At 70.8% G+C, this 25408-nt stretch carries 20 protein-coding genes and 1 tRNA gene; 9 read left to right on the top strand and 12 right to left on the bottom strand.

Going from position 1 to position 25408, the window contains the following annotated elements; translation table 11 throughout:
• The first annotated feature begins 95 nt into the window (after window positions 1–95).
• From AB0447_RS12685 to AB0447_RS12665, 5 genes are all read left to right on the top strand, one after another.
• A complete protein-coding gene (locus tag AB0447_RS12685) occupies window positions 96–1754 on the top strand; it encodes a PQQ-binding-like beta-propeller repeat protein (protein ID WP_366476610.1) in 1659 nt (552 codons plus the stop codon).
• 44 nt (window positions 1755–1798) lie between these two features.
• Window positions 1799–3568, top strand: coding sequence for a PQQ-binding-like beta-propeller repeat protein (locus AB0447_RS12680; protein WP_366476609.1), 1770 nt, complete (start codon window positions 1799–1801; stop codon window positions 3566–3568).
• A gap of 124 nt (window positions 3569–3692) precedes the next feature.
• Window positions 3693–4367: a LuxR C-terminal-related transcriptional regulator gene (locus AB0447_RS12675; protein WP_366476608.1), complete on the top strand. Its 675-nt coding sequence runs from the start codon at window positions 3693–3695 to the stop codon at window positions 4365–4367.
• A 185-nt stretch (window positions 4368–4552) separates the two neighbouring features.
• Entirely contained in the window at window positions 4553–5521 is a 969-nt protein-coding gene (gene galE / locus AB0447_RS12670) for a UDP-glucose 4-epimerase GalE (RefSeq protein ID WP_366476607.1), read from the top strand.
• Window positions 5522–5977: 456 nt separating this feature from the next.
• A complete protein-coding gene (locus AB0447_RS12665; RefSeq protein WP_366476606.1) occupies window positions 5978–6817 on the top strand; it encodes a response regulator transcription factor in 840 nt (279 codons plus the stop codon).
• Here AB0447_RS12665 and AB0447_RS12660 read toward each other — a convergent pair.
• Window positions 6776–7273: a MarR family transcriptional regulator gene (locus AB0447_RS12660; protein ID WP_366476605.1), complete on the bottom strand. Its 498-nt coding sequence runs from the start codon at window positions 7271–7273 to the stop codon at window positions 6776–6778. The genes AB0447_RS12665 and AB0447_RS12660 overlap by 42 nt on opposite strands.
• A 131-nt stretch (window positions 7274–7404) precedes the next feature.
• Here AB0447_RS12660 and AB0447_RS12655 point away from each other — a divergent pair, with 131 nt between their 5' ends.
• Window positions 7405–8337, top strand: coding sequence for a trans-aconitate 2-methyltransferase (locus AB0447_RS12655; RefSeq protein WP_366476604.1), 933 nt, complete (start codon window positions 7405–7407; stop codon window positions 8335–8337).
• A 3-nt stretch (window positions 8338–8340) separates the two neighbouring features.
• Window positions 8341–8715, top strand: coding sequence for a VOC family protein (locus AB0447_RS12650; protein WP_366476603.1), 375 nt, complete (start codon window positions 8341–8343; stop codon window positions 8713–8715).
• A gap of 121 nt (window positions 8716–8836) precedes the next feature.
• Here the strand turns inward: AB0447_RS12650 and AB0447_RS12645 are convergent, their stop codons facing one another.
• From AB0447_RS12645 to AB0447_RS12630, 4 genes are all read right to left on the bottom strand, one after another.
• Entirely contained in the window at window positions 8837–10579 is a 1743-nt protein-coding gene (locus tag AB0447_RS12645; RefSeq protein ID WP_366476602.1) for a VCBS repeat-containing protein, read from the bottom strand.
• Between the two features lie 275 nt (window positions 10580–10854).
• Window positions 10855–12588, bottom strand: coding sequence for a VCBS repeat-containing protein (locus AB0447_RS12640; RefSeq protein ID WP_366476601.1), 1734 nt, complete (start codon window positions 12586–12588; stop codon window positions 10855–10857).
• 231 nt (window positions 12589–12819) lie between these two features.
• Complete coding sequence (locus AB0447_RS12635) at window positions 12820–13494, bottom strand: TetR/AcrR family transcriptional regulator (protein ID WP_366476600.1); 675 nt, start codon at window positions 13492–13494, stop codon at window positions 12820–12822.
• Window positions 13491–14471, bottom strand: a complete 981-nt coding sequence (locus AB0447_RS12630) for a fatty acid desaturase (protein ID WP_366476599.1) — start codon at window positions 14469–14471, stop codon at window positions 13491–13493. Before AB0447_RS12630 ends, AB0447_RS12635 begins: the two co-directional genes overlap by 4 nt.
• Before the next feature lie 313 nt (window positions 14472–14784).
• Here AB0447_RS12630 and ppc point away from each other — a divergent pair, with 313 nt between their 5' ends.
• The gene (gene ppc / locus AB0447_RS12625) at window positions 14785–17514 is read left to right on the top strand and encodes a phosphoenolpyruvate carboxylase (RefSeq protein ID WP_366476598.1); all 2730 of its coding nucleotides are present in this window, start codon (window positions 14785–14787) and stop codon (window positions 17512–17514) included.
• A 77-nt stretch (window positions 17515–17591) separates the two neighbouring features.
• On the opposite strand, the gene AB0447_RS12620 is transcribed toward ppc, so the two are convergent.
• From AB0447_RS12620 to AB0447_RS12590, 7 genes are all read right to left on the bottom strand, one after another.
• Entirely contained in the window at window positions 17592–18320 is a 729-nt protein-coding gene (locus tag AB0447_RS12620; protein ID WP_366476597.1) for an LPXTG cell wall anchor domain-containing protein, read from the bottom strand.
• A gap of 145 nt (window positions 18321–18465) precedes the next feature.
• Complete coding sequence (pth, locus tag AB0447_RS12615; protein WP_366476596.1) at window positions 18466–19062, bottom strand: aminoacyl-tRNA hydrolase; 597 nt, start codon at window positions 19060–19062, stop codon at window positions 18466–18468.
• 90 nt (window positions 19063–19152) lie between these two features.
• On the bottom strand, window positions 19153–19740 hold the full coding sequence (locus AB0447_RS12610; RefSeq protein ID WP_366476595.1) for a 50S ribosomal protein L25/general stress protein Ctc: 588 nt from the start codon (window positions 19738–19740) through the stop codon (window positions 19153–19155).
• Between the two features lie 220 nt (window positions 19741–19960).
• Window positions 19961–20938: a ribose-phosphate diphosphokinase gene (locus tag AB0447_RS12605; protein ID WP_366476594.1), complete on the bottom strand. Its 978-nt coding sequence runs from the start codon at window positions 20936–20938 to the stop codon at window positions 19961–19963.
• 124 nt (window positions 20939–21062) lie between these two features.
• Window positions 21063–22511, bottom strand: coding sequence for a bifunctional UDP-N-acetylglucosamine diphosphorylase/glucosamine-1-phosphate N-acetyltransferase GlmU (gene glmU, locus AB0447_RS12600; RefSeq protein ID WP_366476593.1), 1449 nt, complete (start codon window positions 22509–22511; stop codon window positions 21063–21065).
• A gap of 120 nt (window positions 22512–22631) precedes the next feature.
• Window positions 22632–22702 (bottom strand) — tRNA-Gln (locus tag AB0447_RS12595).
• A gap of 11 nt (window positions 22703–22713) precedes the next feature.
• Complete coding sequence (locus AB0447_RS12590) at window positions 22714–23574, bottom strand: hypothetical protein (RefSeq protein WP_366476592.1); 861 nt, start codon at window positions 23572–23574, stop codon at window positions 22714–22716.
• A gap of 132 nt (window positions 23575–23706) precedes the next feature.
• On the opposite strand from AB0447_RS12590, the gene AB0447_RS12585 reads away from it, so the two are divergent.
• A complete protein-coding gene (locus AB0447_RS12585) occupies window positions 23707–24987 on the top strand; it encodes a histidine kinase (RefSeq protein WP_366476591.1) in 1281 nt (426 codons plus the stop codon).
• The last annotated feature ends 421 nt before the right edge of the window (window positions 24988–25408 follow it).

The following is a 25408-nucleotide window of genomic DNA, read 5'->3' as shown; positions in this document are numbered from 1 at the left end:
CCTTGGGAACAGGGGTGCGACCGGCCCGTCCCCTGTCGGCGCCGGGTGGTAGAAAGGTCATCCCCCCACGCCGCCCACGCCGAAGGTATGCGCTGATGACGAACCCGCCGCCCGTTCCCGAGGGTTACGGGCACCTGCCCGGTCCGCCGCAGCAGGGATACGGCCAACCGCAGCAGGGCAACCCGTACGCCCAGCAGCCCCAGCAGGCCCAGCAGCCTCCGTACCCTCAGCAGCAGCCCCAGCAGCCGGCGTACCCGCAGCAGCCGCCCCAGCAGCCGCCCGGTTACGGCTACCCGCCGCCGGTGCCGCCCGGCCCCCCGCAGGGCCCCGGCAACCCGGCCAAGCGGAAGCTCACCATCCTGATCGCTGCCGCGGTGGCCGGCGTCCTCGTCATCGGCACGGGCTCGTACTTCGCCTTCTTCGCCGGCGACGACGAGAAGAAGACCGCCCAGACCCCGTCGGCGAGCCCGAGCGGCGACGCCAAGCCCGGCGACCCCTCCCCGTCCGCCTCCGTGGACGACGGCGACGGCAGCGGGAACGGCGCCAAGGAGGAGACGGACCTCAACGCCGGCCGCAAGCCCGGCGAGGACAAGGTCCTCTGGCTCAAGACCAACGAGGTCGAACTGCCGGGCAACGGCGCCGAAGCCCCGGCCCAGTGGATCGTCGGCGACACAGTCGTCAAGGCCGTGTACAAGTCCGTCACCGCGTACGGGGTCACCGACGGCAAGCAGCGCTGGAGCATCCCCTTCACCGGCGTCATCTGCTCCGCCATCAACCAGAGCACGCAGGACGGCAAGACCGTCGTCGCCTTCAAGAACGGCGACACCAGCAGCTCCGACTGCAACCAGCTGAAGCAGATCGACCTCAAGGCCGGCAAGGAGGGCTGGACGAAGGAGGTGCCCGAGGAGGGTCTCTTCGACATCATGACCTCGGTCAGCCTGGCCATCACCGGAGACACCCTCACCGTCAGCCGGATGGGCACGGCCAGCGCCTTCAAGGTCAGCACCGGCGACAAGCTCTTCGGCCGGCCCGCCGGCGGCTGCAAGCCCAGCGCCTATGCGGGCGGCGGCACCAAGCTCATCGCCGTCGCCGGCTGCGGCGACGAGACCGAGGAACTCCAGGGCGTCGACCCGGCCACCGGAAAGCCCGCCTGGAGCTTCAAGTTCGACAAGGGCTGGGCCGTCAACAAGGTGTACTCCACCGACCCGGTGGTGGTCGTGGACGTCAACAAGCGGTCGACCAAGGAGCGCGCCATCGCGGTCTTCGGACCCGACGGCAAGAAGCGCACCCACCTCACCGGCGAGGGCAAGTTCTCGGCCCGCTGCGGGATGTCCATCTTCTCCGGACCCCAGAGCTGCCAGGGCGTGGTCGTGGACGCTTCCACCAACACGATGTACATGCCCACCGAGGGCACCGGCAACGAGATCGTCGCCTTCGACCTGGGCACCGGCAAGGTGAAGTGGCGGGTCCCGGCCGGCGAGCGCCGCAGCGCGATGCCGCTGAAGGCGGAGAACGGCCGGCTGATCGCCTACCTCGAACCCGGCTACGAGCAGGGCGGCGAAGTGGTGTCCTACGCGGCGGGCGGCGGCCAGCCCACCACCCTGCTGCGCAACCCCGCGGGCGCATCGGCGGTCGAGCGCACCTTCTTCAGCCCGCGGGTCGACTACGCGGACGGCCGGCTCTTCCTCTCCGCCACCCGCCTGAGCGGCAGGAGCGAGGGCCCGGAGAAGTTCCTGATGGTCTTCGGCAAGTGAACGACGAGAGGCAGTAGAACCCGATGAGTACCCCGCCCCCACCCATGCCGAACCAGCCCCCGCCGCCGCCGAACCAGCCGCCGGCGGGCGGCTTCGGCGCCCCGCAGCCGCCGCAGGCCCCGCCGCCGGCGCAGACTCCGCCGCCGGCCGGCTACGGCACGCCCCCGGCGCCCCCGCAGCAGACCCCGCCCCCGGCGCCCGGCTACGGCCAGCCCCAGGCCGGCTACGGCTACCCGCAGACGCCCCCGCCGGGCCAGCCCGGCTACGGCTTCCCGCAGACCCCGCCGGGCCAGCCCGGCTACGGCTTCCCGCAGACCCCGCCGCCCGCTCCGGTGCCCCCGGCCGGCGGCGGCAACGCCAAGCGCAACCAGCTGATGATCATCGGCGCGGCCGTCGTGGCCATCGCCGTGATCGTGGCCGGCGGCTTCTGGCTGACCTCCGGCGACGACAGCGACGAAGGCGGCGACCAGACGACCGCCAACGGCCAGCAGTCCCCGTCCGGCGGCGGCAACGACAAGCCTTCCGGCCCCGGCGGCAGCGAGAAGGCCCAGGGCAACACCGCCTCCAAGACCCTCGTCAACGTCGAGCAGCCCAAGGTCCCCGCCGGGGACTTCAACACCATCGGCACCCACGGCTCCTGGGTGACCGACAAGGTGTACGCCAAGTCGAACGTGGCCAAGGTCGTCGGCTACGACCTGGACAAGGGCACCGAGAAGTGGTCGGTCCCGCTGCCCGGACACGTCTGCGGCGCGAGCCGGCACGTCTCCGGCAACAAGACGGCGATCCTCTTCGAGCCCACGCTGCCGGGCGCGAACGGGGCCATCGTCTGCAGCAAGGTCGGCGTCATCGACCTCGACGCGGGCAAGCTGCTCTGGTCGACCGAGGCCAAGTCCAGCACCAGCGGCGACAAGGCCGTCAGGTTCGACGAGGTCACGGTCAGCGGCCAGACCGTCGCGGCCGGCGGCACCTCCGGCGGCGGCGCCTGGAACCTGACCGACGGCAAGGTCCTGTGGGAGCCCAAGACCGACGGCCAGGGCTGCTACGACATGGGCTACGCCGGCGGCGAAGCCCTCGCCGTCATGCGCAAGTGCGGCCGCATCGGCAACCAGACCCTGCACGCCCAGGTCCTGGACCCGGTCTCGGGCGCGCCGAAGTACTCGTACAAGATGTCCCAGGGCATCGAGTGGGCCCAGATCATCTCCACCAAGCCGCTGGTCGTCACGGCCAACGTCAACCGGACCGCCAAGAACGCCACCGGTGTGAGCGACATCTTCGTGGTCGACGAGTCCGGCCAGCTGAAGACCAGCATCCCGCTGACCTCCGGCAACTACGACCCCAAGTGCAACAGCACCGAGGTCGAGGTGTGCACCAAGATCGTGGTCGGCAACGGCAAGGTCTACCTGCCGTCCATCGAGCACCAGGGCAGCAGCAACTCGGGCGGGCCGCGGACGAACGAGATCCTCTCCTTCGACCTCAACACCGGCAAGCAGACCACCGACCGGGCCGACGCCGGTGAGCGGTACACGATGTTCCCGCTGCGCATGGACGGGTCGAACATCATCGCGTACAAGCGCCCGCCCTACGACAAGGGCGGCCAGGTCGTCAGCATCGACGGCAAGACGATGAAGGAGACCGTGCTCATGGTCAACCCGGAGGACAAGGAGACCCGCCGCGCGGAGACCCAGTTCGTCCCGGAGGCCGAGTTCCGGTACGCCGACGGCCGGCTGTTCATCGCCGACAACATCATCAGCAACTCGAGCATCTCGGAGATCGAGAAGCAGTACCTCTTCGTCTCCTTCACCACGCACCGCTGATGCACCGCTGATGCACAGCTGACGCACCGTCATCCCGCAGAAGCCCCCGGAAGGTCCTTCCTTCCGGGGGCTTCTGCGCAGTAACCCGGACGCGCCCTCGAACAAGCGTGTAGCTTGCCGGGTCATGGGCGTACGGGTGATGGTGGTCGACGAGCACCGGCTGCTGGCCGAGGCGCTCGCCTCCGCGCTGAAACTGCGCGGGCACCGGGTGCTGGCCGCGGCCGCCCCGGCCGCGGGCGCGGCCGAGCTGGTGATCAGCCGGTCCCCCGAGGTCTGCCTCCTCGGCACCGCCACCCCCGCCGAGCCCGGCGTGTTCGAACCGGTGGTGCGGATCAAACGGGAGCGCCCGCAGATCGCCGTGGTGGTCCTGGGCCCGGTGCCCAGCCCGCGCGGGATCGCCGCCGCCTTCGCCGCCGGCGCCTCCGGGTACGTACGCCAGGACGAGCGCATCGAGGGCGTGGAGCGGGCCCTGGCCAAGGCCCGGGCCGGGGAGGCCGCCGTGGCCCCGCAACTCCTCCAGGGGGCCTTCGCGGAACTGCTGAACCCCGCCGCGCAGCCCGACGACGAGGGCAGCCGGCTGCTGCGGCTGCTCACCCCGCGCGAGGTGGAGGTGCTGGTGCGGGTCGCCGAGGGCGAGGACACCCGGCTGATCGCGGCCGGCATGGCCATCGCCCCGAGCACCGCCCGCACCCACGTGCAGCGGGTCCTGATGAAGCTGGGCGTGGGCTCCCGCCTGGAGGCGGCCGCGCTGGCCGCCCGTACCGGGCTGCTCGACCGGGCCGGACCGCCGCCCGCGTAAGGCGGCGCCCCCGTAGGCGCCCCGTGGGGCGCTCGTGTGAGGCGCTCGTGTGAGGTCCCCGGGCAGGGCGCCCGCGCGCGGGACGGCCCGCCCCGATTTCCCCGCAGCCGCGGAATCGGGTAAGCCAGAGGCGGACAGGCTGCGCGTGGTGCGCGGCGGTGCGACTGCGAGAGTGAGCTACGCGAGTGAGCAAGTATCTGGTCACCGGCGGCGCCGGATACGTGGGCAGCGTGGTGGCCGCCCATCTTCTGGAGGCCGGCCACGAGGTCACGGTCCTCGACAACCTCTCCACCGGCTTCCGCGCGGGCGTCCCCGCCGGTGCCGCCTTCATCGAGGGCGACATCAGGGACGCCGCGCAGCACCTGGACTCCTCCTACGAGGCGGTGCTGCACTTCGCCGCCTTCTCGCAGGTCGGCGAGTCCGTGGTGAACCCGGGCAAGTACTGGGAGAACAACGTCGGCGGCACCATGGCGCTGCTGGCCGCCATGCGCGGGGCCGGGGTCCGCAAGCTGGTCTTCTCCTCCACCGCCGCCACCTACGGCGAGCCCGAGGCCACGCCCATCACCGAGTCCATGCCGACCGCGCCGACCAACCCGTACGGCGCGTCCAAGCTGGCCGTGGACCACATGATCACCGGCGAGTGCGCCGCGCACGGCCTGGCCGCGGTCTCGCTGCGCTACTTCAACGTGGCGGGCGCGTACGGGGAGTACGGCGAGCGGCACGACCCGGAGAGCCACCTCATCCCGCTGGTCCTCCAGGTGGCCCTCGGGCAGCGCGAGGCCATCTCGGTGTTCGGCGACGACTACCCGACCCCGGACGGCACCTGCATCCGCGACTACATCCACGTCGCCGACCTCGCCGAGGCCCACCTGCTGGCCCTGGACGGCGCCGCCGAGGGCACGCACCTGATCTGCAACCTGGGCAACGGCAACGGGTTCTCCGTGCGCGAGGTCATCGAGACCGTCCGCAAGGTCACCGGCCACGAGATCCCCGAGGTGGTCTCGGCCCGGCGGGCCGGCGACCCGGCCGTGCTGGTCGCCTCCGCCCGCGCCGCGCACGAGAAGCTCGGCTGGACGCCCCGCCGCCCGGACCTCGCGGCGATCGTCTCGGACGCGTGGGAGTTCACCCGGCGCCGCCGCGCCGAGCAGGACTGAGCAGGGTCGAAGGAGGCCCGGGCAGGGGCTGAACTCAGGGCGTACGGCCCCGGCGCGCGCGACAGCGTGTGCGCCGGGGCCTTGCCATGTGCGCGGGCGCCCGGCGCGTACACGCTGCGTGAAATGCCCCGCGTGCAACTGCCCGTGGCACGCGCCTGGCCCCAAACCGGGTTCAGGCCCGCCGAGATGGGCAGATTTCGGCCATCCGAAAGCCCGCCTGAGGCCGCCGCACCGGAAAACGGCAAGGAAAACTTCTGCTATTCGGCCAACCGTGGGCCGCCCACCCCCCTACGCTGATGCGTGACACCGGTGGGGGCCGGTGTTGATTCAGGGGTCGAGACAAGTCGGGTACGACGTCCGGTCCGGGGTAGTGCAGTGATGTTGCGGCGGCGGCCGCGGCGACTGCGGATCACCGGATCCCGGGCGTCGTACCCGCCGTCGTCCGTTCCCCGACCCTTGGGGGTGTCTGTGGTGCGTATCCGGGTTCTCGTAGTGGACGATCACCGAATTTTTGCCGAGTCTCTCGCCGCCGCGCTCGCGGCCGAGCCGGACGTGGACGTGTCCGCGGCCGGCAGCGGCCCTGCGGCGCTGCGCTGTCTGGAACGGGGCGCGGCCGAGGGCCGCCGCTTCGACGTCCTGCTGGTCGACGCCGACCTCGGCGCCGTCGCCGGGGCGGGCACCGGGGCCGGTACCGTACCGGCCCAGCGCGAGTCGGGCTCCGGCCCGCCCGCCCAGCCGGGCCCGCCCGGCGCCACCGGAGACGGGATCGCGCTCGTCGCGGGCGTCCGTACTGCCTATCCGGCCGTCCGTACGGTCGTCCTGGCCGAACGCGACGAGCCGCGCCGGGCCGCGCTGGCCCTGCAGGCCGGGGCCACCGGCTGGGTGGCCAAGGACTGCTCGCTGTCCCGGCTGCTCGCGGTGATCCGGGGCGTGCTCCGCGAGGAGACGCACCTGCCGCCCGCGCTGCTCACCGGGGTGCTGCGGGAGCTGACGGCGGCGCGCAAGCACCGCACCGACAGCGAGCGGCTGGTCGAGTCGCTGACCCCGCGCGAGCACGAGGTGCTGCGCTGCATGGTGGCCGGGCTGGGCCGGAAGGACGTGGCCGCGCGGCTGTTCCTGTCCCCGCACACCGTCCGCACCCACATGCAGAACGTGCTGGGCAAACTCGGCGTGCACTCCACCCTGGCGGCCGTGGCACTGGCCCGCCGGGCGGGCGTACGGCCGGCCGACCTGGTGCCGGGACCGGCGTCGGGGCTAGCCGGGGACGTTGTCGAACGGAGCGGTCAACTGGCGTAGCAGCGCGGCCAGATCGCCGCGCTGCGCCCGGGACAGCTGGGCCAGGATCGCCCGCTCCTGGGCGAGCAGTCCGGCCAGGGCCTGGTCGGCCGCCTCGCGCCCCTCGGGGGTCAGGCGGACCAGGACCCCCCGCCGGTCGCTGGGGTCGGGCAGCCGTTCGACGAGGCCCTTCTTGGCGAGCCGGTCGATGCGGTTGGTCATGGTGCCGGAGGTGACCAGCGTCTGGGTCAGGAGCTGGCCGGGGGAGAGCTGGTAGGGCGCGCCGGCGCGGCGCAGCGAGGTCAGGACGTCGAACTCCCAGGGCTCCAGTCCGTGCTCGGAGAAGGCGATCCGGCGGGCCCGGTCGAGGTGGCGCGCGAGCCGCGAGACCCGGCTGAGCACTTCGAGCGGTTCCACGTCGAGGTCAGGGCGCTCCCGCCGCCATGCCGCGACCAGTCGGTCGACCTCGTCCTCCATGCCGATCATTGTAAGGGGTCTGTCGACATGAAGTCTCTTGACGTCAAGATATATTTTGCGCCACCCTGGGCATGGAGGGGGCCGGAGAAGCTTCCGTTTCCACCCGGCTCCGCCAGTAGGGAGGCTCGAACATGCATTCCGATATCGCGCCTGGCCCATGCCCCACGGCCACCGTCGAAGAGCAGACCCCCACAGCTCACCCCACCGCTCACCCCACCACTCCCGCCGCCGTCCCCTCCGCGGCCGCCCCGCCCGCACCGCCGACCTGGGACCCCCAGCAATACCTTCGGCACGCGGGCCATCGCACCCGGCCCTTCCTGGACCTCCTCGCCCGGATACCCGATCTTCCCGCCCGGCCCGCCCGCATCGCCGACCTCGGCTGCGGACCCGGCAACGTCACCGCCCTGCTCGCCGACCGCTGGCCCGAAGCCCGCATCACCGGCTACGACCTCTCCCCGGAGATGCTCCACCGCGCCGACCGCGAGCACGCCGGCCCCACCTCCGGCGGCGGCACCCTCGACTTCCGCCGCGCCGACCTGGCCACCTGGGTACCCGAGGAGACCTACGACCTGATCGTCTCCAACGCCGCCCTCCAATGGGTCCCCGGCCACCCCGGCTCCTTCGCCGCCTGGATCAACGGCCTGCGCCCCGGCGGCACCTTCGCCTTCCAGATCCCCGGCAACTTCACCGCCCCCAGCCACGCGCTGCTCGCCACCCTCTGCGACGCCCCGCGCTGGCGCAGCCGGCTGGCCGGCCACGGCGCCCGATACATCCACCTGCTCGAACCCGGCGAATACCTGGCCCGCTTCACCGAACTCGGCTGCGTCGCCGACATCTGGGAGACCACTTACCACCAGTTGCTGTCCGGCCCCGACCCGGTCCTGGAATGGGTCAAGGGCACCGCCCTGCGGCCCGTCCTCACCGCCCTCGGCGACGACCACGAGGCCGTGGACGAATTCCTGCTCCAGTACCGGGACATGCTCCGCGGCGCCTACCCGCAAGGCCCCCGCGGCACCGTCTTCCCGTTCCGGCGCATCTTCGCCGTCGCCCGCAAGGAGGCCTGACCCGTGCTGAGTTCCGTCGACCACGTCCAATTGGCCGCACCACCCGGCTCCGAGGACCTGCTGCGCACGTACTACACCGGGGTACTGGGCATGACCGAGGTCCCCAAACCGCCGGTCCTGGCGGCCCGCGGCGGCTGCTGGTTCGCGGCCGGACCCGTGCAGCTCCACCTGGGCGTGGAGGAGGACTTCCGCCCCGCCCGCAAAGCCCACCCCGGCCTGCGGGTGACCGGCATCGAGGTGTACGCACGACGGCTGGAGGAGCGCGGCGCGAAGGTGGTCTGGGACGACAACCTGCCGGGCCACCGCCGCTTCTACTCCGAGGACCCGGTCGGCAACCGGCTGGAGTTCCTGGAGCCGGTCGGGGAGCCGACGGGATGAGCGCGCACCGGTTATGACGCGGCGGCGCCCCGCCACCGGAAGAACCGGTGACGGGGCGCCGCCATTTGCTGCCGTACCAGCCGTACCAGCCGTACTGGACCTGCTCGGCCCACCGGCCGGGCTAGTTGAACTGGGTGTACGTGTTCCAGCCCTGCGCCAGCCACTCGCGGCCCGCGAAGGTGTGGGCACCGCCCCAGCCCTGGGCGCGGTAGAGCCACATCGTGCCGCTGGAGTCCCGCGCGATCAGGTCCGCGCGGCCGTCGCCGTTGAGGTCACCGGGGACCGCGATCCCGCTGTAGCCGTTCCAGCCGTGGCTGTACCACTCGCGCGCACCGAAGGGCGCGGAGGCCTTGCCGGTGCCCTTGTAGACGTACAGGTGCCCGTCGTGGGCCGCGGCCACGATGTCCGGGCGGCCGTCGCCGGAGATGTCCCCGCCACCGACGATGGTCTTGTACGTGTTCCAGCCCGCGCCGATCTTGACCGGGGTGCCGAAGGAGATCCCGTCGCCCCAGCCCGGGCGCAGCCACAGGTTGCCCCAGGTGTCGCGGCTGAGCAGGTCGCCCTTGCCGTCGCCGTTGAGGTCGCCGGGGCCGACCACCAGGTTGGTGTGGGCGAAGTCGCCCTTGACCTTGACGTCCTTGAGGAGGTTGGTCAGGGTGCCGGTGGCCGGGTCCCAGCTGAGCATGTGGGCCCAGTTGATCTTGTCGAGGCCGGCGGCGTTGACCACCGCGGTGCCGGCCGGCCACGGAGCCTGGTCGAAGCGCTCGTCGCCGAACCGGCCGTTGGTCTTGTTGGAGTGCTGGTAGTGCGTGTTCGTGCCGTCCACCGCGAACACGCCGTGCTTGCCGTAGACCGGGGTGACGCCGGAGTTGACGACCAGATCCGAATTGGTCCAGCCGGAGCCCGAGTGCTGCCGCCCGGCGAACTTGCCGTTGCCCTGGGAGGCGTAGAAGTACAGCGTGCCGCCCGGGGTGACGGCGTACAGGTCGGCCTTGCCGTCGCCGGTCTGGTCGTCGGCGGCGACGATCTTGCCGTAGACGTTCCAGCCGCCGCCGACCCAGGTGCGGGCCTTGAAGGGGGCGGTGGTGCTGCCGGTCCCCTTGTAGTAGTACAGGTGGCCGTCGGGGCTCTTGGCGAGCAGGTCGGCGATGCCGTCGGCGTCGACGTCGTTGGCGCCGACGATCTGGTCGTAGATGCCCCAGCCGCTGCCGACCTTGACCCGGCCCGCGAAGGGCTCGCCGGTGGACGCGCCGGTGGCGCGGTACAGGTACAGGTCGCCGCCGGGCGTGCGGGCCAGCAGGTCGCCGCGGCCGTCCTTGGTCAGGTCGCCGGCCGCGATGAGCTTGTTGTAGACCTGCCAGCCGTAGCCGGTCCAGGTGGGAGCCTGGGAGGCGGTGCCGTACGCCTGGTGCATCGACAGCTTGCCGTCGTAGGACCACTGCAGGAACTCGGTGCCCCAGCCGCCGCGGATGTTGCCGACCGCGACGATGTCGCGGACCGTCTCCTGCGCGTCGCCGGAGACCGTGTACTTGCTGCTGCTGCCGTCACCGCTGGTCAGGTTGGCGGAGCTCCAGCCGTGGTGGCCGCGCGAGAGGATGTCGGTCCAGCCGTCCCCGTCCAGGTCCAGGCGCGGCTTGGCGGCCTTGAACGCGTACGTGGACGCGCCCGGGGCGGAGCCCAGGCTCTGCGGCCGGGCCGGGCGGTCGAGCTTGGCGACCGGGGCCTCGGAAGGCTTGATCACCGGCTTGTCCGAGCCCTGGGGCGCGGCCATGGCCGGACCGGCCGAGAGGAGCGTGCCCGCGGCGACGGCGAGGGCGGTGCAGGCCGCGATGCGGCCGAGGCGCTGGGAGCGCGAAGAAGACAAAGGTTCCCCCTGGAGCGTGAGGTGGAACCGGGTGGAAGTCGACACCCACGGGCGCGCGTCAAAAGGACGCAAGGCGGCGCGGCGAATTCGAAATTCCCCCCCGGGAAAGTGATCGAAGACTATCCGCGGGCCTGATGAGGCAGAAGAGGTTTTCCGTACAACCTTTGGCTGACCCCGGCTGTCGGCGCCGGCCGTCTTCCGGAACGGGCTGCGCCCCGCCACCGGAGGACCGGTGGCGGGGCGCAGTGAGGCGCCGATCGGGCAGGCGCGAACCGCTAGTTGAAGCTCTTGTAGATGTTCCAGTTCGCGTCGATCCAGTGGCGGCTGTTGAAGGTGTGGGTGCCGCCCCAGCCGGTCGCGGTGTAGCCGTACAGGTTGCCCTTGCCGTCGCGGGCGACCAGGTCGGCGCGGCCGTCACCGTTGATGTCACCCGGCGCGGCGATGGCGTTGTAGCCGTTCCAGCCGCTGCCGATCCACTGGCGCTCGCCGAACGGCGCCTTGGCGTTGCCGGTGCCCGGGTGGATGTAGAGGTTGCCGTTCCAGTCGTGGCCGACGATGTCGGTGCGGCCGTCGCCGTTGATGTCGCCGGCGCCGACGATCGCCTTGTAGGTGTTCCAGTAGGGGCCGATCCAGGTGGGCGCCGAGAAGTCGACGCCGTTGTTCTTGCCGGCCTTCAGGTAGAGGTTGCCCCAGATGTCGCGGGTCAGCAGGTCGCCCTTGCCGTCGCCGGTGAGGTCGCCGGGGCCCACCACCAGGTCGGTGTTGGTGTAGTCGCCCGACACGTCCAGCCCGCGGGTCACGTTCGTCAGGACGGAGCCGTTCAGGCTGAGCTTGTGGCCCCAGTTCAGCGGGTCCAGGCCCGCGGCGTTGGCCAGCTTGCCCGTCGCCGGGAAGGCGTTCCAGCCGCCGCTGGTGTAGCGCCCCGGCGCGAACTTGCCGTTGGTCTGGTTGAGGTGGCCGTACGCGGTGTTCGACTCGTCGACGCCGTACACGCCGTGCTTGCCGTACACCGGGGTGATGCCCTGGCCGACCATGATCTCGTCGTTGACCGCGCCGCTGCCGATCAGGTAGCGGGGGTGGAACTTGCCGACGCCCTTGCCGACGTACAGGTACACGTCACCGGAGTGCGTGATCGCGACCAGCTCGGCGCGGCCGTCGCCGTCGACGTCGTCGATCGCGACGATCTTGTTGTACGCGTTCCAGCCGCCGCCGACCCAGGCGCGGGCCTTGAACGGGGCGGAGGCGGAGCCGGTCCCCTTGTAGTAGTACAGGTTGCCGTCGGGCTTCTTGGCGATCAGGTCGGCGATGCCGTCGGCGTCGAGGTCGTTGGTGCCGACGATCTGGTCGTAGGCGCCCCAGCCGCTGCCGACCTTGACCCGGCCCGCGAACGGCTCGCCGGTCGCGTTGCCGGTGCCCTTGTACAGGTAGAGGTCGCCGGCGGGGGTGCGGGCGAGCAGGTCCGGACGGCCGTCCTTGTTCAGGTCGCCGGCGCCGATGACGCGGTTGTAGATCTGCCAGCCGTACCCGGTCCAGGTCGGAGCCGCGGTGCCGGTCTTGTTGGCCTGGTGCAGCGAGAGGCGTCCGTCCGCGGCCAGCTGGAGGACCTCGGGCGCCCGGGTGCCACGGACGTTGCCGACGGCGATGATGTCCTTGACGGTCTCGCGGTCGTCGTTCCAGAACGTGTACGCGCCGTCGCTGCCGGTGGACAGGGAGACCGCGCCGTAGCCGCCGACGTTGCGGAACAGCCAGTCGCTCTGGCCGTCGGCGTCGATGTCGAGGCGGACCTTGCCGCCCGAACCGACGAACGTGGACGCGCCCGGCGCGGCCTCGCCCTTGGCGGCGGCCACGCCCTCGCGCAGCTTCGCCTGCGAGGGCGTCGTGGAGTCGGCGGCCGCAGCCGGCTTGTCGGCCGCGGCGGCGGGCGCGGCGGCGAGCAGCGTGCCCGCGGACAGGGCGAGCGCGGTGCAGGCCGCGATGCGGCCCAGACGCTGGGAGCGCGAAGAAGACAAAGGGGTTCCCCCTGGATCGTGCAGGTGAAACCGGGTGGAAGTCGACACTCGTGGGCCCGCGGAACCATGGGCAGCGCGACGAATGGATCATTCCCCCCCGGGAAAGTACTCGAAGGCTATCCGCGCGTTTCCCGAGGTAGAAGAGGTTTTCCGTACAACCTTTCGCCGACTCCGCAGTCGGCGCGGCGCTCCGGCAGGACCGGACGGCCCGCCGGTGCCGCTGCACCCGCATCAGCTCTTGCGGTGCCCCACCAGACGGGGCTTCGCCTCCAGCCCGTCCAGCCCGTGCCAGGCCAGATTGACCAGGTGGGCCGCGACTTCGGCCTTCTTCGGGCGGCGGGTCTCCAGCCACCACTGGCCGGTCAGCGCCACCATGCCCACCAGCGCCTGTGCGTACAGCGGGGCCAGCTTCGGGTCGAAGCCGCGGGCTTTGAACTCCAGCCCGAGGATGTCCTCCACCTGGGTGGCGATATCGCTGATCAGCGAGGCGAACGTACCCGTCGACTGGGCCACCGGGGAGTCCCGGACGAGGATCCGGAAGCCGTCCGTATAGCTCTCGATGTAGTCCAGCAGGGCGAAGGCCGCCTGCTCCAGCAGCTCACGCGGATGCCCGGCGGTCAGCGCCCCGGTCACCCCTTCCAGCAGCTGCCGCATCTCCCGGTCCACGACGACCGCGTACAGGCCTTCCTTGCCGCCGAAGTGCTCGTACACCACCGGCTTGGAAACGCCGGCCTTCGCCGCGATCTCCTCGACCGAGGTGCCCTCGAAACCCTTCTCCGCGAACAGCGCGCGACCGATGTCCAGCAGTTGCTGGCGCCGCTCGGCGCCCGTCATCCGGACCCGGCGGCCACGCCGGGGCTTGTCGCTGCTGGAGGTGCTGCCGTCGATCGCCACGTCACCCATCATGCCGGGTTCGCGCTCTTTTCCCGGCGCCGGGAGTCGATCCTGGCCCCGGTCGGCCAGCGGACGTCCGTCGCCCACCCGAACACCTCGAACCAGCGGATCAGCCGGGCACTGGAATCCACCTGGCCGCGCAGCACCCCGTGCCGGGCCGAGGTCGGGTCCGCGTGGTGCAGGTTGTGCCAGGACTCCCCGCACGACAGCACCGCCAGCCACCACACGTTGCCGGACCGGTCCCGGGACTTGAAGGGCCGCTTGCCCACCGCGTGGCAGATCGAGTTGATGGACCAGGTCACGTGGTGCAGCAGCGCCACCCGCACCAGGGAGCCCCAGAAGAACGCGGTGAACGCGCCCCACCAGGACATCGTCACCAGACCGCCCACCAGCGGCGGGATGGCCAGCGACAGCATCGTCCACCAGATGAAGTCGCGCGAGATCCGCCGGATCGCCGGATCCTTGATCAGATCGGGCGCGTACTTCTGCTGATCGGTCTGCTCCTCGTCGAACAGCCAGCCGATGTGCGCCCACCACAGGCCCTTCATCAGCGCCGGCAGCGTCTCGCCGAACCGCCACGGGGAATGCGGGTCGCCCTCGTGGTCCGAGTACTTGTGGTGCTTGCGGTGGTCCGCCACCCAGCGCACCAGCGGCCCCTCCACCGCCATCGAACCCGCGACGGCCAGGGCGATCCGCAGCGGCCGCTTCGCCTTGAAGGAGCCGTGCGTGAAGTAGCGGTGGAAACCGATGGTGATCCCGTGGCAGGCCAGGAAGTACATGAAGACCATCAGGCCGAGGTCCAGCCAGCTCACCCCCCACCCCCAGGCCAGCGGAACCGCCGCGAGCAGCGCCACGAAGGGGACGGTGATGAAGAACAGCAGCGCGAGCTGTTCGATCGAACGCTTGTTCTCGCCGCCTAGGGTGGCGGACACCGGCGGACCGCCGGCCCCCTCCGGGGTCTCTTCGATCAGGTCGGGACTGAGGGTCATGGGGCGTCCCCTGGGGGTGAGGAGTCGGCGGGCGCCAGGGCTACGGATCCGTAACCTACGGCAACGTAAGTATGGCAAACACCAGGCACGCGGCAAGAGCACCCCAACGCCGGAACCCACCACCCTGCCGGCGGCACGCCAGCGTGCTGCCACCAGCCTTTGACCAGGCACCTCGCCCGGCCACCTATCCTTGTGTCGTCGGACAGCGCGGTCCGCACGGGCAGCCCGAGCTGCGCAACAGGAGCGGCACCGCCGCGCGCACCCGGGAGACCCACTCCCAGTAGCGCTCGACACACTGCAAGGAGCCGCACCTGTGAGCAGTGCCGACCAGTCCACCCCGAACGCAGAGCTGCGCGCGGACATCCGCCGCCTCGGCGACCTCCTCGGCGAGACCCTCGTCCGCCAGGAAGGCCACGAACTCCTCGACCTCGTCGAACAGGTCCGGGCACTCACCCGCACCAACGGCGAAGCCGCCGCCGAGCTGCTCGGCAACACCGACCTCGAGACCGCCGCCAAGCTGGTCCGGGCCTTCTCCACCTACTTCCACCTCGCCAACGTCACCGAACAGGTACACCGCGGCAAGGAACTCCGCGCCCACCGCGCGGCCGAAGGCGGCCTGCTCGCCCGCACCGCCGACATGCTCAAGTACGCCGACCCCGACCACCTGCGCGAAACGGTCAAGAACCTCAACGTCCGCCCCGTCTTCACCGCACACCCCACCGAGGCCGCCCGCCGCAGCGTCCTCAACAAGCTGCGCCGCATCGCCGCCCTCCTCGAAGAGCCGGTCACCGGCCCCGGCGACCGCCGCCGCCACGACCTCCGCCTCGCCGAGAACATCGACCTCGTCTGGCAGACCGACGAACTCCGCGTCGTCCGCCCCGAACCCGCCGACGAGGCCCGCAACGCCATCTACTACCTCGACGAGCTGCACGCCGGCGCCGTCGGCGACGTACTCGAAGACCTCGCCGCCGAACTCCAGCGCGTCGGCATCGAGATCCCCGCCGGCACCCGCCCCCTCACCTTCGGCACCTGGATCGGCGGCGACCGCGACGGCAACCCCAACGTCACCCCCGAGGTCACCCGCGACGTGCTGATCCTCCAGCACGAGCACGGCATCACCGACGCCCTCGAACTCATCGACTTCCTCCGCGGACTCCTCTCCAACTCCATCCGCTACACCGGAGCCACCGAGGAACTCCTCGCCTCCCTCCAGGCCGACCTGGAACGCCTCCCCGAGATCAGCCCCCGCTACAAGCGGCTGAACGCCGAGGAGCCCTACCGCCTCAAGGCCACCTGCATCCGGCAGAAGCTCGTCAACACCCGCGAGCGCCTCGCCAAGGGCACCCCCCACGAGGAAGGCCGCGACTACCTCGGCACCGCCGAGCTCCTCACCGACCTCACCCTCATCCAGACCTCCCTGCGCGAACACCGCGGCGCCCTCTTCGCCGACGGCCGCATGGACCGCACCATCCGCACCCTCGCCGCCTTCGGCCTCCAGCTCGCCACCATGGACGTACGCGAACACGCCGACGCCCACCACCACGCCCTCGGCCAGCTCTTCGACCGGCTCGGCGAGGAATCCTGGCGCTACGCCGACATGCCCCGCGACTACCGCGGCAAGCTCCTCGCCAAGGAACTCCGCTCGCGCCGCCCCCTGGCCCCCACCCCGGCCCCCCTCGACGCCGCCGGCCAGAAGACCCTCGGCGTCTTCCTCGCCATCAAGGACGCCTTCGAGAAGTTCGGCCCCGAGGTCATCGAGTCCTACATCATCTCGATGTGCCAGGGCGCCGACGACGTCTTCGCCGCCGCCGTCCTCGCCCGCGAAGCCGGCCTCATCGACCTCCACGGCGGCTGGGCCAAGATCGGCATCGTCCCGCTCCTGGAAACCACCGACGAGCTCCGCGCCGCCGACGTCATCCTCGACGAGATGCTCGCCGACCCCTCCTACCGGCGCCTGGTCTCCCTCCGCGGCGACGTCCAGGAAGTCATGCTCGGCTACTCCGACTCCTCCAAGTTCGGCGGCATCACCACCAGCCAGTGGGAGATCCACCGCGCCCAGCGGCGCCTGCGCGACGTCGCCCACCGCTACGGCGTCCGCCTCCGCCTCTTCCACGGCCGCGGCGGCACCGTCGGCCGCGGCGGCGGCCCCTCCCACGACGCGATCCTCGCCCAGCCCTGGGGCACCCTCGAAGGCGAGATCAAGGTCACCGAACAGGGCGAGGTCATCTCCGACAAGTACCTGGTGCCCTCGCTGGCCCGCGAGAACCTCGAACTGACCGTCGCCGCCACCCTGCAGGCCTCCGCCCTGCACACCGCGCCCCGCCAGTCCGACGAAGCCCTCGCCCGCTGGGACGCGGCCATGGACACCGTCTCCGACGCCGCCCACGCCGCCTACCGCCGCCTCGTCGAGGACCCCGACCTGCCCGCGTACTTCTTCGCGGCCACGCCGGTGGACCAGCTCGCCGACCTCCACCTCGGCTCCCGGCCCTCCCGCCGACCCGACTCCGGCGCCGGCCTCGACGGCCTCCGCGCCATCCCCTGGGTCTTCGGCTGGACCCAGTCCCGGCAGATCGTCCCCGGCTGGTACGGCGTCGGATCCGGCCTCAAGGCCCTCCGCGAAGCCGGCCAGGACGACGTACTCGCCGAAATGGGCGAACGCTGGCACTTCTTCCGCAACTTCCTGTCCAACGTCGAAATGACCCTGGCCAAGACCGACCTGCGGATCGCCCGCCACTACGTCGACACCCTCGTCCCCGAGCACCTCAAGCACGTCTTCGCGACCATCGAGGCCGAACACGCCCTCACCGTCAGCGAAGTACTCCGCATCACCGGCGGCGAAAAGCTCCTGGACTCCAACCCCGTCCTCCAGCAGACCTTCGCCGTCCGCGACGCCTACCTCGACCCCATCTCCTACCTCCAGGTCTCCCTGCTGGCCCGTCAGCGCGCCGCCGCGGCCGCCGGAGAAGAACCCGACCCGCTGCTCGCCCGAGCCCTGCTCCTCACCGTCAACGGCGTCGCCGCCGGCCTGCGCAACACCGGCTGACCCACGCCGCACCACCATGCGGAAGGCCCCCGCACCAACTCGGTGCGGGGGCCTTCCGTTCGTCGTTCCGCTCCGGCCTACTGGGCCCGGCGGCGGCGCACCATCAGCAGCGCACCCGCGCCGACCAGGGCCGCAGCCAGCGCCGCGATCAGCCCGACCGGCGTGTCGGAACCCGTCTCCGCCAGGTCACCGTCCACCGGAGCCGCGGAGGACGAGCCCGACGGCGCCGGAGCCGCCGAGGACGGGGCGCCGCTCGGCGACTGCGAGACGCCCGCACCCGGCTTGCCCGGCACGGTCGCCGGTGCACCGGCGGACGGGCTGCCCGACGCCGGGGCCGACACCGTGGGCGAAGCCGTGACGGACGGAGAACCGCTCGGGGTGACCGACGGCGTGCCCGACGGGGCCTTGCCCGGGCAGGTGTGGGACAGGTTGAACCACTTCACGGGGTCACCCTCGACCTCGGCAGTGGCCGACACCAGCTTCGCCCCGGGCACGGAGGCCGCGTACGCGTGCTTGTCGGACGGCGGACCGAAGTCCGTGATCACCTGCTGCCCGCCGGGCTCGAAGGTGACCGTCAGCTTGGTGAAGACCGTCGTGTTGCCCGGCAGCACGAAGTGCCAGCCGTCCTTGGTCGCGGGTATGTCCGCGCACTTCGCCTCGTTGCTCACGCCCTTCGAGGTGGCGGTGAGGGGCAGCGGCTGGTGGATGCCGACGGTGGAACCGTCGGCCGCGAACGCCGGACCGGCACTCACGGCGAGGACGAGCGAGGCCGCGGCGGCGGCCCAACGCAGGGGGGAAGAAGGCATGGTGGTACCTCTGACACGGGTGAGCGGGAATGAGCCGTGGGGGGTGGCGGCTCAGCATCGTGAGATCCGGCCACCCCGGTCAAGAGGCATCCGATGAGATTCGTGCGCAGTTGGAGCCCTGCGTTCCGATTGTCCCGGGTAACGATCAGGCGTTGTACGCAGACTGCGCCCGCTCCAGCCCCTCCAGAACCAGACACTCCACCGCATCCGCCGACCGGTCCACGAACCAGTCCAGCTCCTTGCGCTCCGACGAAGAGAAGTCCTTCAGCACGAAATCCGCCACCTGCATCCGGCCCGGCGGACGCCCGATCCCACACCGCACCCGGTGATAGTCCGGCCCCAGCGACTTCGTCATCGACTTCAGACCGTTGTGCCCGTTGTCCCCGCCGCCCAGCTTCAGCCGCAGCGTCGCATAGTCGATGTCCAGCTCGTCATGGACGGCGACGATCCGGTCCACCGGCACCTTGTAGAAGTCCCGCAGAGCCGTCACCGGCCCACCCGACAGATTCATGAACGACATCGGCTTCGCCAGCACCACCCGCCGGTTCGCCGGCCCCGGCGGACCGATCCGGCCCTCCACCACCTGCGCCCGCGCCTTGTGCGCCTTGAACCGGCCACCGATCCGCTCCGCCAGCAGATCCGCCACCATGAAACCGATGTTGTGGCGATTGCCCGCGTACTCGCCGCCCGGATTGCCCAGGCCCACGATCAGCCAGGGAGTCGTCGCATCGTCGTCAGCCATCGAAAGCTCCTCGAAAACAGGGACGACCGCCGTCCCGCTCCAGTGGAGCAGGACGGCGGTCGGTCGGCAAAACCCGGAAGAGGGAGAGGCTCAGGCCTCGGTGCCCTCGGCCTCGGTCTCGGCAGCCGGCTCCTCGGCCTGCGGGGCGACGATCTGCAGAACGGGGGTCTCACCGTCGACGGCCAGGGTCGCACCGGCCGGCAGGACCAGGTCCTTGGCGTGCACGGTGGCGCCGGCCTCGAGGCCCGCGATGGAGACGGTCACGGCCTCCGGAAGGTGCGTGGCCTCGGCCTCGATGGAGATCGTGGTCAGCAGGGTCTCCAGCATGTTGCTGCCGGCGGCCAGCTCGCCCTCGGTGTGAACCGGAACCTCGACGGTGACCTTCTCGCCCTTCTTGACGATCAGGAAGTCGACGTGGGTGATGACCGGCTTCAGCGGGTGACGCTGCACGGCCTTCGGGATGACCAGCTCGGTGCCGTCGCCCGCGATGTCCAGGGAGATCAGGACGTTCGGGGTCTTCAGCGCCATCATCAGACCGTGGGCCTCGACGTTGACGTGCTTCGGGTCCTGGCCGTGGCCGTAGATGACCGCGGGGGTCTGGGCGGCGCGACGGGCCTGGCGGGCGGAGCCCTTGCCGAAGGTGGTGCGGGTCTCGGCGGAAAGCTTGACCTCGGACATGCTCACTCCTCGTGGGGTGACGAACGAACGGACACAGTCACCCGGCCAGAAAACGGCCTGCTACGAAGAGCGCGTCGATAACGGAGCACCGGCACCCGAAACAGGTGCGGCCTCCCTCGCCGAGCAACTCGAAGAGTCTACCCGGCCGGAAGGCCGCACCCCAAAAGGATCTACCCGAGCGCCGGACCGCCGGACTACCGGACGCGCCCGACTACCGGACCTACTGCTGTTCCTCGAACAGCGAGGTCACGGAACCGTCCTCGAACACCTCACGCACCGCACGGGCGATCATCGGGGCGATCGACAGCACCGTGATCTTGTCGAGCTCCAGGTCCGACGGATCCGGCAGGGTGTTCGTGAACACGAACTCACTGACCTTCGAGTTCTTCAGACGATCGGCCGCCGGGCCGGACAGGATGCCGTGCGTGGCCGTCACGATGACGTCCTCCGCGCCGTGCGCGAACAGCGCATCGGCCGCGGCGCAGATCGTGCCACCGGTGTCGATCATGTCGTCCACCAGCACACAGACGCGGCCCTTGACCTCACCGACGACCTCGTGGACGGTCACCTGATTGGCGACGTCCTTGTCACGGCGCTTGTGCACGATCGCCAGCGGCGCGTCCAGCCGGTCGCACCACCGGTCCGCCACCCGCACACGACCGGCGTCCGGAGAGACGATCGTCAGCTTCGAGCGGTCCACCTTGGCGCCCATGTAGTCCGCCAGCACGTTCAGCGCCGACAGGTGATCCACCGGACCGTCGAAGAAGCCCTGGATCTGGTCCGTGTGCAGGTCGACCGTCAGGATCCGGTCCGCACCCGCCGTCTTCAGCAGATCGGCGACCAGACGGGCCGAGATCGGCTCCCGCCCCTTGTGCTTCTTGTCCTGACGGGCATACCCGTAGGACGGCACGATCACCGTGATGGAGCGCGCCGACGCGCGCTTCAGCGCGTCGATCATGATCAGCTGCTCCATGACCCACTTGTTGATCGGAGCCGTGTGGCTCTGGATCACGAAGCAGTCGGCGCCGCGCGCGGACTCCTCGAAACGAACGTAGATCTCACCGTTCGCGAAGTCGAAAGCCTTGGTCGGCACGAGGTCGACACCAAGCTGGTGCGCGACCTCCTCGGCCAGCTCGGGGTGGGCGCGGCCGGAGAAGAGCATCAGCTTCTTCTCGCCGGTCGTCTTGATCCCGGTCACAGCACAGTCTCCTCAGACGTGTTGAAAGCTGCTCGCCCCCACGTGCGTCCGTCCCGCACATGGTGAGCCAGCCGAATTGCGTGCACCTACCACGGTACGCCGTCTCCGACGCACCTGTTTCCGGTCAGTTGTCGCCCGAGTCCGAATCGTCGGCCGACTGAGCCGCCTGCGCAGCCGCACTTCCCGGACGCTTGCGAGCCACCCAGCCCTCGATATTCCGCTGCTGGCCACGGGCCACAGCCAGCGCACCGGGCGGCACATCCTTGGTGATCACCGAGCCGGCAGCGGTGTACGCGCCGTCCCCGATGGTGACAGGCGCCACAAACATGTTGTCCGAGCCCGTCTTGCAATGCGAGCCGACGGTCGTGTGGTGCTTGTGCTCACCGTCGTAGTTCACGAACACACTGGCCGCACCGATGTTCGTGTACTCGCCAATGGTCGCGTCACCGACATAGGAAAGGTGCGGAACCTTCGTCCCCTCGCCGATGGTCGCGTTCTTCATCTCCACGTACGTGCCGGCCTTGGCCTTCGTACCGAGCCGCGTACCCGGCCGCAGATACGCGAACGGACCCACGCTCGCCGAATCCCCGACCACCGCACCGTCCGCCACCGTGTTGTCCACCCGCGCCGACACACCCACCACGGTGTCCTTCAGCCGCGTGTTCGGACCCACCTCGGCACCCTCGCCGATCCGGGTCTCACCCAGCAGCTGGGTCCCCGGATGCACCACGGCGTCCTGCCCGAAGCTGACCGTCACATCAACGAACGTACTGCCCGGGTCGACCACCGTCACGCCCGCCAGCATCGCCCGCTCCAGCAGCCGCGCGTTCAGCAGCGCGCGCGCCTCCGCCAGCTGCACCCGGTTGTTGATCCCCAGGATTTCCCGGTGATCCCCGCCGACGGCCGCCCCCACCCGGTGCCCGGCCTCCCGCAGGATCCCCAGCACATCCGTGAGGTACTCCTCGCCCTGGCTGTTGTCCGTACGGACCTTGCCGAGCGCATCGGCCAGCAGAGCGCCGTCGAAGGCGAACACCCCGGAGTTGATCTCCTTGATCGCCCGCTGGGCGTCGGTGGCGTCCTTGTGCTCGACGATGGCCTTCACGGCCCCCGACTCGCTGTCCCGCACGATCCGGCCGTACCCGGTCGAGTCCGGCACCTCGGCGGTCAGCACGGTGACGGCATTGCCGTCGGCGCCGTGCGTGCCGACCAGCTGGGCCAGGGTGTCCCCGGTCAGCAGCGGAGTGTCCCCGCAGACCACGACCACGGTCCCGCTGATCTGCCCGCCGAGCTCCTCCAGGGCCATCCGGACGGCGTGCCCGGTCCCGTTCTGCTCGTGCTGGACGGCGGTCCGTACGCCGGCGTCGATCGCACCGAGGTGCGCGACGACCTGCTCCCGGGCGTGCCCGACGACCACGACGAGGTTTTCGGGGTCCAGCTCACGGGAGGCGGCGACGACGTGACCGACGAGCGATCGCCCGCAGATCTCGTGCAGAACCTTGGGGGTGGCCGACTTCATGCGGGTGCCCTCACCCGCTGCGAGTACGACGACGGCTGCCGGGCGGTTGGCGCTCACGGGGATGCCCTTCGGCTTTGGGGGTGGACGCACGAAGGATACCGGGGCATTAAGGGGGGTAAACGAGCGCGGGTCCCGACTGTTAAGTCAGGACCCGAAACTGAGCTTCCACGCTCACCGCTCCCGGAGAAGGATTCGAACCCTCATTCAATGGACCAAAACCATTTGTCCTGCCCTTAGACGATCCGGGATGGCTCGTCCCCTATGTCCGATTCCAGTGATCGGCTTCGGGTGCAGCCCCTACTATGCCGCACCACCACCCTTCAATGCGACGGTACAGTTCGGCGCTTTGCCGTACGCGGATCACCAGGCATCCGCGATAGCCCTCACCCGTGTTCTTCCGCGTCGTCTTGGGGTTGTGGCGCTTCAGTGTCGTCTTGAACAGTTGATCGATTTCGATGCCGATGTGATCCGCCCAGTACCGCTCCGCGCTGCCGACGTCAGCGCTCTCGTGGATCATCACGCTGAAGCACAGCAGGTCGGGGTCGACCTCCAGCAGGCGCAGCCAGGCGAGGAAGGTCGTCACCATTCCCGGATCGCTGTTGACGAACTGGACTTTCTCGCGTCGGTCGTACGGCTTGTCCTTGCCGCCCTCGGCCCAGTAGAGCCCGACCCCGACAAGGAAGAGCTCCCGCGCCGTCATCGATCCGATCTCCGCGCGTGCGGTCTGTTTCGTCTCCTGGCGCTCGATGTCGCGCACGGCGAGTTCGTGCTCCCAGCGCTTCCGGCCGGCGAGTCTGGCCTGCTCTGAGGGCGGGCGGCGCTGGGGCGCGGGCAAGTCCCGGACCCAGAGGGAGATCGAGCTCTTCGAGCAGCCCAGCTCGACCTGGATCTGGTCGTAGGTCATGCCCTGCAGGCGGAGCTCGCGGGCGCGGGCGCGGAGGTCGTCCTTCGCGTTGGGGCGCTTCGTCCACTCGGGGGGAGTTTCACCTTCCAGCAGACGGTTGAGGATGTCGTTGTTGTGCACGTGCAGCCGGTCGCGGATCTGCCGGCGGCTGAGGCCCTCCCGGCGGAGGGTGACCGCCTGGGCGCGGAGGCCTTCGAAGTCGGTGTATTTGCTCATGGCGCCAGAGTCATCCCGGAATGCGGGATTCAGATCTCGCACATCGGGCAATTCATCCGCGCGTGCGATTACCAGCGGTTTGCAGGAATTCCGCGCGCGTGTGTGCTGGGGCCCGCCCGTAGGCTGAGCGGTATGACCATGACGGGGGAACGACAAGGCGTCGAAGGGCGCGCGGGGCCTATGTGGTGGGGGCGGCCGAGGGACGCCGCCTTCGATGTGGGGCTCGGGGTGGTGTCCGCCGCCGAGTGCGGGCTCGAGGGGATCGCGTTCGCGCACGACGCACATCTGCCGACCGCGGTCGGGGTGCTGTTCGGGGTCGTGGTGGGGGCCACGATCGTGCTGCGCCGGCGGTGGCCGATCGCCGTGGTGCTGCTCTCGCTGGCGGTGACGCCGGCCGCGATGGGCTACGTACTGGGGGTGGTGGCCCTCTACACGCTGGCCGCCTCCGAGGTGCCGCGCCGGATCACGGGGCTGCTCGCCACGCTGTCCCTGGCCGCGACCTTCGCCGTCACGTACGTGCGTACGGAGGGGGACGTCGAGGCAGACGGAACGTTCCTCGTCGTGCTGTCGGCGTTCATGGCGATCGCGCTGACCGCCCCGCCGGTGCTGTTCGGCCTGTACGTGGGGGCCCGGCGGCGCCTCATGGAGAGTTTGGAGGAGCGCGCGGATTCGCTGGAGCGGGAGCTGGGGCTGCTCGCGGACCGGGCCGAGGAGCGGGCCGAGTGGGCCCGGCAGGAGGAGCGGACCCGGATCGCGCGGGAGATGCACGACGTGGTGGCACACCGGGTGTCGCTGATGGTGGTGCATGCGGCCGCGGTGCAGGCGGTGGCGCGGAAGGACCCGGAGAAGGCGGCGAAGAACGCGGCGCTGGTCGGTGACATGGGCCGGCAGGCGCTGACGGAGCTGCGGGAGATGCTCGGGGTGCTGCGGGCCGCGGAACAGCCGGTACGGCCTGCCGCGGCGGCGGCCGCGGCCGCCGCCGCGGTGCCGGTGGCGCTGGTGGCTTCGGTGGAGGAGGGGCCGACGCTCGGGGAGCTGGAGGCGCTGGTCGGGCAGTCGCGGGCGGCCGGGATGGTCGTGGAGCTGCTGGTGCAGGGGGAGACCGGCGGGTACGCGGCGGAGGTGGAGCAGACGGCGTACCGGGTGGTGCAGGAGGCGTTGACGAACTGCCACAAGCACGCGCCGGGCGCGAAGGTCACCGTACGGCTGGCCCATCGGGGCGACGAGGTGGCGATGCAGGTGGAGAACGGCCCGTGCGACGGCGAGGCGAAGGACGCCGGGCTGCCGAGCGGGGGGAACGGGCTGGTCGGCATGCGGGAGCGGGTACTGGGCCTCGGCGGGGTCTTCGTGTCGGGCCCGACGGAGGCAGGGGGATTCCGCGTCTCGGCGGTCTTGCCGGGGCGCTCGTCCTGACGGGGGCGGTACGAGGGGTAGGGCGCGGGCGGGCTTTTGCCTGCCCCTGGGGCGGGGCGGGGGCTTGGGGGCTTCGGTTGGACGGAAGCCAGGCGTTGGCGGGGTACGGGGCGCGCGGTGCGGGCCTGCTTCTTTGCCCCCTGCTCGGGGCGGGGGTGGGGCGGGGGTGTGCCGCTCACCCTTGGGGGCTTCGGCCGGACGGAAGCCAGAGGCTGGGCGGGGGGTGCGGGGCGCACGGCGCAGGCCTGCTCCTTTGCCCCCTGTTCGGGGCCGGGCCGGGGCGGGGGTGTGCCACCCACCCCTGGGGGCTTCGCCCGGACGGAAGCCAGAGGCTGGGTGGGGTTGGTGGGTTGCGGGGTTTTGCTTGGGCGGGGTCGGAGGGTGCCCGGGGGCTGCCCGTCAGTCCAGTGTCCGAGCGTGC

It is taken from the genome of Streptomyces sp. NPDC051211 (assembly GCF_040689505.1).
In the GTDB taxonomy this organism is placed as follows: domain Bacteria; phylum Actinomycetota; class Actinomycetes; order Streptomycetales; family Streptomycetaceae; genus Streptomyces.
Note: the sequence above shows the minus strand (reverse complement) of the source record. Positions and strands in the feature narration are given on the sequence as shown.

Excerpts from the sequence above, each read along its gene's own strand:
- AB0447_RS12685 (WP_366476610.1), top strand. The coding sequence starts at position 96 with ATGACGAACCCGCCGCCCGTTCCCGAGGGTTACGGGCACCTGCCCGGT.
- AB0447_RS12680 (WP_366476609.1), top strand. The coding sequence starts at position 1,799 with ATGCCGAACCAGCCCCCGCCGCCGCCGAACCAGCCGCCGGCGGGCGGC.
- AB0447_RS12675 (WP_366476608.1), top strand. The coding sequence starts at position 3,693 with ATGGGCGTACGGGTGATGGTGGTCGACGAGCACCGGCTGCTGGCCGAG.
- AB0447_RS12660 (WP_366476605.1), bottom strand. The coding sequence starts at position 7,273 with ATGGAGGACGAGGTCGACCGACTGGTCGCGGCATGGCGGCGGGAGCGC.
- AB0447_RS12655 (WP_366476604.1), top strand. The coding sequence starts at position 7,405 with ATGCATTCCGATATCGCGCCTGGCCCATGCCCCACGGCCACCGTCGAA.
- AB0447_RS12635 (WP_366476600.1), bottom strand. The coding sequence starts at position 13,494 with ATGATGGGTGACGTGGCGATCGACGGCAGCACCTCCAGCAGCGACAAG.
- AB0447_RS12630 (WP_366476599.1), bottom strand. The coding sequence starts at position 14,471 with ATGACCCTCAGTCCCGACCTGATCGAAGAGACCCCGGAGGGGGCCGGC.
- AB0447_RS12620 (WP_366476597.1), bottom strand. The coding sequence starts at position 18,320 with ATGCCTTCTTCCCCCCTGCGTTGGGCCGCCGCCGCGGCCTCGCTCGTC.
- pth (WP_366476596.1), bottom strand. The coding sequence starts at position 19,062 with ATGGCTGACGACGATGCGACGACTCCCTGGCTGATCGTGGGCCTGGGC.
- AB0447_RS12610 (WP_366476595.1), bottom strand. The coding sequence starts at position 19,740 with ATGTCCGAGGTCAAGCTTTCCGCCGAGACCCGCACCACCTTCGGCAAG.
- AB0447_RS12590 (WP_366476592.1), bottom strand. The coding sequence starts at position 23,574 with ATGAGCAAATACACCGACTTCGAAGGCCTCCGCGCCCAGGCGGTCACC.
- AB0447_RS12585 (WP_366476591.1), top strand. The coding sequence starts at position 23,707 with ATGACCATGACGGGGGAACGACAAGGCGTCGAAGGGCGCGCGGGGCCT.